The sequence below is a fragment of the Flavobacterium aquiphilum genome (genome assembly GCF_027111335.1).
GTDB lineage: Bacteria > Bacteroidota > Bacteroidia > Flavobacteriales > Flavobacteriaceae > Flavobacterium > Flavobacterium aquiphilum.
The window spans coordinates 2,068,648-2,082,637 of the sequence record NZ_CP114288.1; the positions used below are offsets into that span (position 1 = coordinate 2,068,648).

A 13,990-nucleotide genomic window follows, 5' to 3' on the forward strand; every position below is an offset into this window, starting at 1 on the left:
ATCGTTTAACTCTTAGTTTTTTAAACTGAAAAACACTGCAATGATTAAAAAAACAACAATAGGTTTGGTATTTTTTCTTTCAGTTATTTTTCTGTCTTTTAAGAAAAATCAAGCTTCGGTACCTTTAACAGAAGTAATAGTAAAGGCTCCTTTTGAGATGCCGGCTATCAAAATACCGGAATTTAGCAATTGCAAAAAATTCTCAATCGTTGATTTTGGCGCCATTTCAGGAGATAAAATTAAAATTTCCAATGCTATAAACAAGGCAATAGACAAAGCCAATAAAATAGGTGGAGGAATTGTCGTTATCCCTAAAGGGGAATGGTTAACGGGTAAAATTCATTTTAAAAGTAATGTGAATTTGCATTTGGAAAAAGGTGCTGTTTTACTTTTTTCCGAAGATCCAAAAGATTATTTGCCTGCCGTAAACAGCACTTGGGAAGGTTACGAATGTCTTAATTATTCGCCATTGGTTTATGCCTATCAATGCAAAAATATTGCTATTACTGGTGAAGGTGAATTGAAAGCCAAAATGGATGTTTGGACAGAATGGTTCAAACGCCCAAAGCCTCACATGGAAAGCCTTAAGCGATTATATTACCTTGCCTCTTATGATAAACCGATGAAAGAGAGGATGATGGTTAACGATACCGCGCATCTTCGTCCTCAATTCATTCAGTTTAATCGTTGTACCAATATTTTGATGGACGGAATTTCGATTACCAATAGCCCTTTTTGGTCAATCCATCCTTTTTTGTCCAAAGATGTTGTACTCCGAAATCTTAAAGTTTACGCGCATGGCCATAACAACGATGGTGTTGATCCGGAAATGAGCCAGAATGTATTAATCGAAAATTGTGTTTTTGACCAAGGAGATGATGCAATTGCGATAAAATCGGGTTGTGGAAAAAATGCTTGGAAATTGAATACACCATCAAAGAATATTGTCATTCGCAATTGTACGGTCAAAAATGGGCATCAATTAGTGGCAATCGGAAGTGAATTGTCTGGCGGAGTTGAAAATGTATTTATCGATAACTGCAATGTTGTTGACGGAGCAAAATTGAATCACTTATTGTTCATAAAAACCAATGAACGCAGAGGTGGATATGTAAGCAATATTTACATGAGCAATGTGACTTCAGGTAAAATTGATCAAGGAATATTAGGAATCGAAACCGATGTGTTGTATCAATGGAGGGATTTGGTTCCAACTATTGAACGCAGGTTCACTCCGATAAAAAATATACATCTCGAAAATGTAAGCGCTACCAATGTAAAGTTTATATCTAGAGTTTTGGGACAAAAAGAGCTTCCGGTAGAAAATGTATTTCTTAAAAATGTTAAAGCAACAGAAATTAAAGAGAAGGACAATATTCATGAAAATCTCTTGAATTTTGTAAATAATTAAAAAAGAATAACGTCAAAAAAGAATAGTCAAGATTTCTATTTTTTTAATTTGTAAATAACAAAAAGATGTCTTCAACAAAAATAGTAGAACACAGTGAAGCTGCCGCTCGTTTTAACAAGGATGGGAAACGGGTAGATTGGCATGATGAAACACTTTGGTTCGTTCGGGAGAAACGTGATAAAGCAGCTCATCAAATTCCGGATTGGGAATTACTGAGAGAAACAGCGTCTAAGATTAAGAATAATGTTCTTTCGAATATTCATGATTATCTGGTGGAATTTGAAGAGAACGCTCTTAAAAATGGTGTTATCGTTCATTGGGCTGCCGACGGAAAAGAACACAATGAAATTGTACATTCTATAATTGCAAAGCATGGTGTTAAGCAGATGGTTAAATCCAAATCGATGCTTACCGAAGAATGTCATCTGAATGAATATTTAACCGAAAAAGGGATTGATGTAATCGATACCGATTTGGGAGAACGTATTGTTCAACTTAGAAATGAACCGCCCAGCCATATTGTTTTACCCGCTATTCACCTTAAAAAAGAAGATGTAAGCGAAACTTTTCACGAGCATTTAGGAACAGAGAAAGGGAACAACAATCCGCAATATTTAACCGAAGCCGCAAGATTGCACCTGAGGGATACTTTTTTAACGAGGAAAGTGGCTTTAACAGGGGTGAATTTTGCTGTTGCAGAAACCGGTGAGTTTGTGGTTTGTACCAATGAAGGAAATGCTGATATGGGAGCTCATCTTGCCGATGTGCATATCGCTTGTATGGGATTTGAAAAATTGATTCCGCAGCGCAAACATCTTGGTGTTTTTCTTAGATTATTAGCTAGAAGTGCTACAGGACAACCAATAACCACTTTTTCCAGTCATTTTAAAAAGCCGAGAGAAGGGCAGGAAATGCACATTGTTATTGTGGATAACGGCAGAACAACACAATTGGGAAGAGAAGATTTCAGGAATTCTTTGAAATGTATCCGTTGTGGAGCCTGTATGAATACTTGTCCGGTTTATAGACGCAGTGGTGGACATAGTTACCATAACGCGGTTGCAGGTCCTATTGGTTCTATTTTGGCTCCTAATTTGGATATGAGCAAAAATGCCGATTTACCGTTTGCAAGTACGCTTTGTGGTTCTTGTACCAATGTATGTCCTGTAAAAATTGATATCCATGATCAATTGTACAAATGGCGACAGGTGTTGGTAAAAGAAGGGCATACCCCAACAGCAAAAACAATTGCCATGAATACAATGGCAACCGTTTTGGCAAGTCCTACCGTATTTAATTTGGCAGGTAAAATGGGGAAATTTGTAATGAAAAATGCACCTATCATGGTTAATAATGGTTTAAACAAATGGTATGATAACAGGGAAATGCCCGAAGTACCGGAAGAATCATTTAGAGATTGGTATAAGAAAAATTCAAGAGAATCAAAAGGGAAAAACAATGAGTAGTAAAGTTGAAATATTACGAAAAGTAAAGCAAAATCAGCCAGCATTTGTTAGTGAATTGCCAGATTTGAATGTTTTGGGTTCTGAAAGTTTTGACATACTCGAAAAATATAAAACGGTTTTAAAGGGTATTGGTGGTGATTTTGTTGAAGTCAGAGATTATCACGATATAATTGACTTTGTAAAGAAAAATTACGCCGTAGATAAAAGAATAATCACGACTATACCGGAACTGTCCGAAATTGCAAAGACAGATTGGTTGGATGTCGATCCACATTCTTTGGAAGATGTAGAATTGACTTTGGTTAAGGCACATTTTGGCGTTGCCGAAAATTCGGCACTTTGGGTAACCGACGCTATTTTGGGTCAAAGAGTTTCAGCGTTTATACCACAATATTTGGCTATTGTCGTAAATAAGCATAATATTGTAGCTACTATGCATCAAGCTTATGATCGGATAGGTAGTCAAGAATATGGTTTTGGAACTTTTATTGCCGGGCCATCAAAAACTGCTGACATCGAACAATCCCTTGTATTGGGGGCACATGGAGCGCGAGGTTTAGTAGTATTTTTAATGGAATAGACAAAAAAAACTAAAACTACAAATTTGAAGATCGATTTTACACTAGAAAAAAAAGTTATTGTTGTCACTGGAGCAACAGGAATAATAGGAGGAGCCTTTGTGGAGGCAATTGCCGCAGCCGGCGGAATAGTATGTCTATTGGGCCGAAATGAAAAAGTAGCCAATGAACGAGTTAATTTAATCAACGAACAAGGAGGAGAAGCCATTGCTTTGATAGCTGATGTGACGAATGAGGCCGATTTGGTTAAAGCCCGTGATTTGGTTCTTGACAAATATGGAAGAATTGACGGATTGGTAAATGCAGCAGGAGGAAATATCCCAGATGCTGTTATTCAGCCGGAACAGGATGTTTTTCAATTGAATATGGAAGCTTTACAACAGGTGATGAACTTGAATTTATTTGGAACTATTTTACCAACGCAAGTTTTTGGTGCAGTGATGAAAAACAATACAGAAGGTGGCAGTATTGTTAATATTTCATCTGTGGCAACGGTACAGGCAATGACCAAAGTTTTAGGATATAGTTTGGCTAAAGCATCAATCGATTCCTACACCAAATGGTTTGCGGTAGAGCTTTGCAACCGATATGGCGATAAGATTCGTATGAATTCAATCGTTCCAGGCTTCTTTCTTACAGAACAAAATAGGACTTTGTTGACGAACCCCGATGGAAGTTTAACATCAAGAGGAGATTCGGTTATTCAAAATACGCCATTCAGACGTTTTGGTAAACCAGAAGAATTGAATGGAGCTTTGGTTTGGTTGTTGAGCGATGCTTCAAAATTTGTTACAGGTTCAAAAGTAACTGTTGACGGAGGATTTACTATTTACAGTGGAGTATAATTTTGCTTAAAATATAATTTTCTGAGATGAGATAGTTTGGCAGTAATTTCTGGAATGAAGAAATTATTCTGCTTACGAATTTTTAAAAATCTATTGCAATCAGGGTGAATTGAAATTTTTCAATTCACCCTGATTTTTTCTATATTATATTTATAGGTGCAAACCTCTGTTTTGCGAAGTGGAAAATATAACCGAAATACAAATACAAAATTGGTACTAAAAAAATACATTTTGATAGCTATTTCCAAATAAAGTTAAACAGAATTTAGATATGTTACTATAAATAGTTTTTGATTTTGGTAAAAAACAACTTTCCTTTTCTTCCTCTTTTTGAATTAAAGAATGTTGAAATTAGATGAATGTAAGCTGATTTAAGCTGCGTTTTTTTAGGGGTATATTGATATGCCCCTTCTTTTTTGCGATTATGCCCCTCATGTCTTTTATAGCGAAATCTAAATTTGTAATATAAAATTTTGTCATTCCTTATTTAAAGCTATTTTTATTTTTTGGCTACTATTTAGGATGGTTTGTTTAATGGTTTTTTATAAGTGTACTTCATTAAGCTAATTTGGGATGACAATTTTTTGACTAGAATTAAAATTAGAAAATCAAAAATAATTATATGAAGAAAATTGTTTTAGCAGTTGCTTTGTTTTTAGGAGCACAGATAAATTATGCTCAGTCCAATGAATGGGAAAATCCTCAAATACTTGATCGGGGAAAAGAGGCGGGCAGAAGTTCCTTTTTATTATTTAGTAATGAAGCTGAGCTAAAGAACAATAATCCTCAAAAATCAGAATTGTATCAAAGTTTGAATGGAAGCTGGAAATTCAACATTGTTAAAAACCCTTCTCAAAGATCAATGGATTTTTATACAACAAACTTGGATGATGCTAATTGGAAAAATATCCAAGTGCCTTCTAACTGGGAGTTGCAGGGATATGATATTCCTATTTATACAAATATAACCTATCCATTTCCTAAAAATCCTCCTTTCATAAATGGTGATTATAATCCTGTAGCTACTTATAGACGTCATTTTTCAGTAGCCGATTCTTGGAATGACAAAGAAATTATACTTCATTTTGGTTCTATTTCTGGTTATGCCAGAGTATTCCTGAACGGAAAAGAAGTGGGAATGACAAAAGCTTCAAAAACAGCAGCCGAATTTAATATTACTTCTTTTTTAAAGAAAGGTGATAATTTAATTGCGGTTCAGGTATTTCGCTGGCATGACGGAAGTTATTTAGAAGATCAGGATTTTTGGCGCTTAAGTGGTATCGAGCGTGATGTTTATTTGCAGGCAATGCCTAAGGTTACTATTTGGGATTATTTTGTAAAAAGCGAACTAGATAATCAATATAAAAATGGGATTTTTAACCTTGATGTTACTTTAAAATATTTTGAAAATAACAAAATAAAAAGCCCTGTTGTCAAAGTGGAATTATTTGACAAAGAAGGAAAAGTAGTTTATTCTGAAAACAAAAAGGTAAACGACAAAGACCCAAAAATCAGTTTTTCAAAAACAATTGACAATGTAAAACAATGGAATAACGAAACTCCTAATTTGTACCGCTATACCATTACATTATTGGACAATAAAGGAAAAATTGTTGAAATTGTTTCTAAAAAAACAGGGTTTAGAAAAGTAGAAATTAGAGATGCTCAATTGTTGGTTAATGGCAAGGCAGTTTTGGTAAAAGGGGTGAATATTCATGAACATGATGATGTAAACGGACACGTACCAAATAAAGAATTAATGTTAAAAGATCTTCAGTTAATGAAGGAGTTTAATATTAATGCAATTCGCATGTGCCATTATCCACATGATACTCAATTTTATGATTTGTGTGATGAATACGGTTTTTATGTGGTTGACGAAGCGAATATTGAATCACATGGAATGGGAGCCGAATGGCAGAATTGGTTTGATCAGTCAAAGCATCCGGCATATTTACCGGAATGGGCTCCTGCGCATCTTGATCGAATAAAAAGAATGTTTGCATTTGATAAAAATCATCCTTCGATTATAATTTGGTCAATGGGAAATGAGTGTGGAAATGGCCCTGTTTTCTACGATGCCTACGATTGGCTAAAACAGATGGATTCGACGCGATTTGTTCAATTTGAGCAAGCAGGGGAAAATAGAAATACGGATATTGTTTGTCCGATGTATCCAGGTATTAAAAGCATGAAGGATTATGCAAATGCTGATAAAAAGCGTCCATACATTATGTGTGAATATGCGCATGCGATGGGGAATAGCAGCGGAAATTTTCAGGAGTATTGGGACATTATCAATAGCAGTAAACACATGCAAGGCGGGTTCATCTGGGATTGGGTGGATCAGGGAATAAAAACTAAAAATGAAAAAGGAGTTGAATTTTGGGCTTACGGAGGAGATTTAGGAGGTGCCCATTTGCACAATGACGAAAATTTCTGTGCTAATGGTTTGGTGTCCGCTAATAGGATTCCTCATCCAGGTTTGTTGGAAGTTAAAAAAGTATATCAGGATATTCAATTTGAGTTAAAAAATGAGACGGATTTATTGATTAAAAATTATTTTAGATTCACCAATCTTTCTAATTATACTTTTAAATGGGAATTGATTAAAAATGGGTTGAAGGTAAAAGAAGGCGAGTTTAATTTGGATGTCAATCCTGAAGAAACAAAAGAAATTAAGCTGGATTATGGCGCGTTTGATGCTGGTTCAGAATATTTTTTAAATGTTTATGCATTTTCGAAGTATGACACTCCTTTAGTTGAAAAAGGGCATGAATTTGCAAGAGAACAATTTGCAATTGGAAAAGGTTCTTGGTTTAAGAATACTAGTGTTGCAAAGAATGAAGTAAAATTGAAATACTCAGTTAAAAACAATATCCTTTCTTTTGAAAATGAAAAAATTACGGGAGATTTTGATTTGCAAAAAGGCGAGCTTTTGAAATATATGCGTAAAAATGACGCGAATGTAATTTTTACCAATTTTCCATCACCTTATTTCTGGCGTGCTCCAACAGACAATGATTTTGGAAGCGGAATGCCAAGTAAGCTGGAAATTTGGAAAGAAGCATCAAAAGATCCAAAAGTTATAAGCGTTAATTTGGATAAAAAATCGTCAGAAGGTTTGCTAGTAAAAGTTGCTTATCAATTAGCTAAAGTAGATGTTCCTTATACAGTTGATTATCTTATTCAAAATGATGGTTCAATAAAAGTTACTGCAGCCATTGATATGAAAGGAAAAGATTTGCCGGAAATGCCTCGTTTCGGAATGCGTTTAAAACTAAACGGAGCATTTGATAATTTGGATTATTATGGAAGAGGACCTTGGGAAAATTATTCTGATAGAAATTCAGCTTCTTTTATGGGAGAATATTCAGATAAGGTTATTAATCAATTTACAAGAAATTATATTCGTCCTCAGGAATCCGGCTATAAAACAGATGTTCGCTGGCTGACTTTAAAAAACAGTAAAGGTGAGGGAATGAAAATAGAAGGATTACAACCTATTGGTTTCAGTGCTTTGAATATCCCTACCGAAGATTTGGATCCCGGTAAAAATAAAGCACAGCGTCATCCTTCTGATTTGGATTTAGACTCTAAAGAAGCAGTGTATTTGCATTTGGATTACAAACAAAGAGGTCTTGGTGGAGATGATAGCTGGGGAAGACTTCCACATGATCCTTATCGTTTATTGAATAAGCAATATAGTTATTCATATATTATTTCATTGATCAATTAATTTGCCGTTTTTCTTTATGTTTGTATAGATAAGCCTATGAGTTTGTATTCATAGGTTTTTCTAATTATAAAATATTTTGAGAACACCTTTAATCCTAAAAAATACTATTTTGAAACATAGAATCCTATTAGTTTTAATGCTTTTAGTTTATTGTACGGCTAAACCACAGGCTGTAGGATCTTCTATTCAAAAATATGGCCATGAAAAATATGATCTTGGTTATATTGGTATAAAAAATGGACTTGCCAATAATGCCGTTACTTCTGTTTATAAGGACAAAAGAGGTTTAATGTGGTTTGGGACTTATGACGGTATAAGCAGATATGACGGTTATAATTTTTTGAGTTTTAGAAATGAACCAAATGATGCGAATTCGTTAATTAATAACAGGGTTAATTCTATTTGTGGTACTCAAAATGAGATTTGGATTGCTACAAAAGGAGGAATAAGTGTTTACGATTATTTGACAAATCGTTTTAAAACAAAGAGTTATCTAAATGCCAAGACTTCAAAAATGAAGTTAATAGACTTTGTTGTCAATGTAGTCAGGGATTATAAATCCAATATGTATATCGGTACTGCAGGTAAAGGCTTACTTTATTGTGCAGGTAAGCAAGAGAAAATTGTTCAGATTCCGCTTTATGTAAAGGGGAAATTGCAATGGGATTACCATGTTTTGGGAATGGATTTTGATCAATCCGGTAAATTGTGGTGTTCTGTTTCGGGAGTTGGACTTGTAATTATGGATTCATCGGCAAAGAAACTTTTTGAAGTTTTTTCGGAGGTTGATAGCGCAGGTTGTATTTTATTTGATAAATTTTCAAATTTATGGGTTGGAACGGAACAAGGTTTGTTAAAATACAATATCCTAAATAAAACCTACCACGTTTATACCAATCAAGAAATTCAGTATCCTATTTCAGATTTGATGTTCAAGCCTGATGCCAAAGAACTTTGGATTGCTACAAATGGAAATGGAGTTATTAAATACAGTTATGCTTCGGATACTTTTTCATCATTAAATGCCGGACTGGCTGAGGAAAAATTGAATAGTAATGCTATTTCATCTTTATGTTTAGATAATAAAAATCGAGTTTGGATTGGAACTTTAAGAGGAGGTGTCAATACGATAGAAGAAAGAAAAAGCCCTTTTACAACCATTTCAAGGAATGAGAAAATAAAAAATACTTTGCCTAGCGATTTTATTCTGTCGTTATCGGAACAGGACAGCGATCATCTTTGGATTGGTACTGACGGAGGAGGTGCGAGTTTGTGGAATAGAAAGGCAAATACATTTACCAACTATTCGTATGAAGCAAATAATCCAAATTCGCTTAGTAATAATTTCGTTTCTGCGATTGTAAAAGATAAAAAAGGAACTTGGTTTGGAACCTATGGAGGAGGGGCTTGCCTGTTTAATTCTCAGTCCCATAATTTTAAAAAATACAACTTTTTTAATCCTAAACTAAAGGCGAATCAAAAGAATATCTGGGTGCTTTTTCGGGGAAAAGACAATGTTTTATGGGCTGCTTCTCCTGATGAAGAAGGATTGTACCGTTATAATGAAGTAAGCGATCAATTCGATTTTGTAGATGCCAAGATTAAAGGAATCATTTCGATAGCCCAAGATAAGAATTCGAATCTATGGATAGGGAATTTTTCAAAATTGATTCAACTCGATCCAAGAACTTTGAGACGTAAAGAGATTGAAGTAAAATACCCTGTTCGATCCATTGTTTCCCATTCTGATACCAAAATGTTAGTTGGTACTGAAGGAGGAGGTTTGATGATTTTTAATCCTCGAACTTTTAAAAAAACTTTTCTGACCCAGAGAAATGGGCTTCCAAATAATTCAGTTTTAAATATTGTTCAGGATAAGCAAGGAGATTATTGGTGCAGTACCTATAATGGAATATTTGTTTATAATGCAAATAGCAGAAAAATTACAAGTTATCATGATGCTGACGGACTTCAAAGCAATCAATTTAATTACAATGCGGCTTTAAAATTATCGACAGGAGAAATAGTTTTTGGAGGAATTAAAGGTTTTAATATCATTGACACTAAAATAAGCGGACAAATTCACGACTTTCCAAAAGTGGTCATAACTTCAATTAAAGTTAATAATAAAGTTTACGATCAATCGGGTTTAGGGGCTTTTGGGATTGATAAATTGGAATTGCCTTATGATGAATCGATGCTGAATATAGACTTCGCGGCATTGGAATACAGCTTACCCGAAAAGATTTCCTATGCTTATTTTTTGGACGGATGGGATTCGCAATGGCATTATGTCGATAATATCAGAAGTGCCAATTATTCAAGAATAACCGAAGGTAATTATGTGCTAAAAATTAAATCGACTAACGCTGATGGTGTTTGGAATACCAAATCGATTTCATTGCCTATTACCATATTGCCACCTTGGTACAGAAGCGTGTTGGCTTATTTGATCTATTTTGTCATTATCGCATTTATTATTTATATCGTTAACAAATACCAACGTGAGCAAGCACAGCTCAAATATGAGGTAAGGCTTTCACAGGATCTAGCGAAGCAGGAAAAGGAATTGAATGAGAAAAAAATAACTTTCTTTACCAATATTTCCCATGAATTCCGCTCGCCTTTAACGATGATTATTAATCCTTTGAAGGACATCATTTATGGTTCAGATCAACAAATCGATCCGGGAGCCATTGAGATGGTGTATAATAATTCCAGAAGATTGTTGAGTTTAGTAGATCAGCTTCTTCTTTTTAGAAAAACAGAGACAGAGACCGGAAAACTTAAAATAGGAAAAATTGATATTACAGAACTATGCAAAGAAGTCTTTAGTTGCTTTGTGCATCATGCTAAAACAAAGAAAATAGATTATAGTTTTAGTATTTCCGAAGAAAAGCTGTTTGTATATGTGGATAGGGAAAAAATAGAAATGGCTTTGTTTAACCTGATTTCGAATGCCTTAAAATTTACCGAAAAAGAAAACGGAACTGTTGCTGTTAATTTGCGCAGCTCAGATAAAGAAGTCATTATTCAGGTTATTGATAATGGAGAAGGGGTTTTGGGTACTGATAAAGAAAAGATTTTTAATTTGTTTTTCCAGTCAAATAAGAACATCAAGAACAACCGTAAAGGCTTTGGTATTGGACTTTATTTGGTAAAACAGTTTGTTGCACAGCATCACGGGAAAGTAAGTTGTATTGATAATGAAAATGGAGGGTCTATTTTTGAGATCCGATTACCGCTTGGGAAAGAACATTTTGGAGATATAGAAATCCGTGAAGACTTGAGTGATCGAACTTTGTTTTTGGAAGAGGCTTTGGAAGATACGGTAATACAGGAAAAGGTATTGCCAAAAATTGAGGAGCCTGAAAATGTTAGCGGTTTAATAAAGAATGCAAAAAGTATTTTGGTTGTAGATGATAATGTTCATATAAGAAGTTATTTAAAGCAAATATTAGCCACAAAATATCATATCACCGTTGCAGAAAATGCAGAAGCTGCCTTGGCTATAATTAAAAAAGTTCAGCCAGATTTAGTAATTTCTGATGTGGTGATGGGAGAAATGAACGGTGTTGAATTTTGTAAGCAGATAAAAGCTGATGAAGAACTAAAACACATTCCTGTAATCTTGCTTACCGGAGGAACTTCGGAAGATGTGAAGCTTAAAGGTGCCGAAGTTGGAGCCGATGATTACATCACCAAACCATTTGATAATGATTATTTGTTGGCGCGAATAAACGGAATTCTCAATCGTCGTGACAGCGAACAGAATTACCTTCTTAATTCGGTGACCAAAAAAGCTGCCAGTCCAAAGTTATCTGATGAAGATAAAAAATTGATTGATAAAATAGTAGATATCATTGATTCTAATTTGGATGTAGAAGATTTTAACGTGAATGATTTAGCCGAGCAAATCGGAATGAGTTATTCATTGGTTTATAAAAAAATTAAAAAAATTACTGGTAAATCGGTTTCAGAATTTACGCGTGACGTTAGGTTACGAAAGGTAGCAACATTGTTAATTACTACCGATTTGCAGATAAACGAAGCCGCTTCGGCTGCTGGTTTTGGTGATATTAAATATTTCAGGAAACACTTTCAGCAATTTTATAATTTGAACCCTTCAGAGTTTAAGAAGAAGTATCAAAACGTTAGGGATAATAAGTATATATTGAATGAGAGTTTTTGGAAATCAACATGATAATTAAAAAACATAACTATGAATTTTAAAAGAACATTATCTATTGTAATGACTGCTGTTTCTTTCATAACAGTAAGTTCTCAAAGCAGTGCCGTAAAGCAGGAAACTGCAATAAAACAATCTAAAAAAGAAGTTATTTCTATTATAGATAAAGTAAATAACCGCTGGCAAAGTACACATCCAGAATTTGGAAATGCCTTTTGGAATATTGCTGCTTACCATACCGGAAATATGGAAGCCTATAAAGTAACTCAGAACAAAAAGTATTTAGATTATTCGATGGCTTGGGCTGAAAAAAATCAATGGATGGGGGCCAAATCGAATGATAAGTCTGAATGGAAATATAATTATGGAGAAGACGATAAACATGTGTTGTTTGGCGATTGGCAGATTTGTTTTCAAACCTATATTGATTTGTACAATTTTACAGGAAAGAATGATCCTAGCAAAATTGCACGTGCCCGTGAAGTGATGGAATATGAAATGAGCACTCCAGCCAATGATTACTGGTGGTGGGTAGATGGATTGTACATGGTAATGCCTGTTATGACTAAGTTGTATAAAGTAACCGGTAATGAAATGTATTTGGAAAAATTACATTCTTATTTGACGTATGCCAATAGTATTATGTATGATGATGAGTCAAAATTATATTTCCGCGATGCAAAATATGTGTATCCAAAACACAAAAGTGCCAATGGGAAAAAAGACTTTTGGGCTAGAGGAGACGGTTGGATTTTTGCAGGTTATGCCAAAATTATTCAGGATTTGCCAAAAAATGCTAAACATAGAAAAGAATACATTGATCGTTTCAAAGACATGGCCAAAGCTTTGGCGGCTGTACAACAAAAAGAAGGCTATTGGACAAGAAGTCTTTTAGATCCGGAGCATGCTCCAGGACCAGAGACAAGTGGGACTGCTTTTTTTACTTACGGTTATTTGTGGGGAATCAATAATGGTATTTTAGATAAAAAAACGTATTTGCCTGTGGTTGAAAAATCTTGGAATTACTTAACGACATTTGCGCTTCAAGCGGATGGGACAGTAGGGTATGTACAGCCAATTGGCGAAAAAGCCATTCCTGGGCAAGTGGTAGATAAAAATTCCACATCAGATTTTGGTGTTGGTGCTTTTTTACTCGCAGCATCCGAGATGTATCGTTTTGTTAAATGATTTGAGCGTAAAATTTTAGAAAAATTTAGAAGGCTGTCTGTAAAGACGGCCTTTTTGTTTTTCTAAAAAAGTTGACAATTCTTTTTCTTAAAAATATAACAAATAGTCATTTTATTCCTCTGTTTTTATCTCTTGAATATTTTTTTAATTGTAAAAACAACGCTTATTTCGCGCACTTTAAGAATTGTTTAAAACGGTTTGTTTTCAAAAGAGGGGATTTGAGGATGTTTTATAGATGGAGCAAAATAAATATGTCGTGTATTTTTTAAATCTAGACAATTATTGTCGTCATTTTTATTAAAAAGATGATAAATTACTTATTGATACTCTTATTGTAGAGTTTTGTGAAAATTACGTTTTGTTTATTTTTCTTATATTTTTTTTGTGATAGATATAAAAAAAATGGTTTTAAATGATTAAATCATGATTTACCCCTTCTATCATGTTAGAATTACCCCCTTTTGCTTATAGGTCTTATGATACATTTGTAATGTTAATTATATGTTATCATAAAGTATATGAATTCTTAAAAACGATTAAAACTAAATTTTTAAGTGATCGTATTATTTGAAGA

Annotated in this window: 7 protein-coding genes; all 7 read left to right on the forward strand. The window is 34.2% G+C overall.

The features are described 5' to 3' along the window. Positions 1–40 precede the first annotated feature (40 nt). The 7 genes from OZP12_RS08720 to OZP12_RS08750 all read left to right on the forward strand — a co-directional run bounded on the left by OZP12_RS08720 (position 41) and on the right by OZP12_RS08750 (position 13,416). The gene (locus OZP12_RS08720; RefSeq protein ID WP_281228686.1) at positions 41–1,411 is read left to right on the forward strand and encodes a glycoside hydrolase family 28 protein; all 1,371 of its coding nucleotides are present in this window, start codon (positions 41–43) and stop codon (positions 1,409–1,411) included. A gap of 65 nt (positions 1,412–1,476) precedes the next feature. Then, on the forward strand, positions 1,477–2,877 hold the full coding sequence (locus OZP12_RS08725) for a lactate utilization protein B (protein ID WP_281228687.1): 1,401 nt from the start codon (positions 1,477–1,479) through the stop codon (positions 2,875–2,877). Beyond that, the gene (locus OZP12_RS08730; RefSeq protein ID WP_281228688.1) at positions 2,870–3,457 is read left to right on the forward strand and encodes a LutC/YkgG family protein; all 588 of its coding nucleotides are present in this window, start codon (positions 2,870–2,872) and stop codon (positions 3,455–3,457) included. Before OZP12_RS08725 ends, OZP12_RS08730 begins: the two co-directional genes overlap by 8 nt. Before the next feature lie 24 nt (positions 3,458–3,481). Continuing rightward, a complete protein-coding gene (locus tag OZP12_RS08735) occupies positions 3,482–4,300 on the forward strand; it encodes an SDR family oxidoreductase (protein ID WP_281228689.1) in 819 nt (272 codons plus the stop codon). Positions 4,301–4,922: 622 nt separating this feature from the next. Further along, on the forward strand, positions 4,923–8,039 hold the full coding sequence (gene lacZ, locus OZP12_RS08740) for a beta-galactosidase, LacZ type (protein ID WP_281228690.1): 3,117 nt from the start codon (positions 4,923–4,925) through the stop codon (positions 8,037–8,039). A gap of 109 nt (positions 8,040–8,148) precedes the next feature. Further along, positions 8,149–12,243 (forward strand): hybrid sensor histidine kinase/response regulator transcription factor, encoded by a 4,095-nt coding sequence (locus OZP12_RS08745; protein ID WP_281228691.1) that lies wholly within the window; start codon positions 8,149–8,151, stop codon positions 12,241–12,243. Between the two features lie 18 nt (positions 12,244–12,261). Next, the gene (locus tag OZP12_RS08750; protein ID WP_281228692.1) at positions 12,262–13,416 is read left to right on the forward strand and encodes a glycoside hydrolase family 88/105 protein; all 1,155 of its coding nucleotides are present in this window, start codon (positions 12,262–12,264) and stop codon (positions 13,414–13,416) included. Positions 13,417–13,990: the final 574 nt, after the last annotated feature.

What these genes read in the sequence shown, in the direction of transcription:
- OZP12_RS08730 (WP_281228688.1), top strand. Translation starts at nt 2,870, where the DNA reads ATGAGTAGTAAAGTTGAAATATTACGAAAAGTAAAGCAAAATCAGCCA.
- lacZ (WP_281228690.1), top strand. Translation starts at nt 4,923, where the DNA reads ATGAAGAAAATTGTTTTAGCAGTTGCTTTGTTTTTAGGAGCACAGATA.
- OZP12_RS08725 (WP_281228687.1), top strand. Translation starts at nt 1,477, where the DNA reads ATGTCTTCAACAAAAATAGTAGAACACAGTGAAGCTGCCGCTCGTTTT.
- OZP12_RS08750 (WP_281228692.1), top strand. Translation starts at nt 12,262, where the DNA reads ATGAATTTTAAAAGAACATTATCTATTGTAATGACTGCTGTTTCTTTC.
- OZP12_RS08720 (WP_281228686.1), top strand. Translation starts at nt 41, where the DNA reads ATGATTAAAAAAACAACAATAGGTTTGGTATTTTTTCTTTCAGTTATT.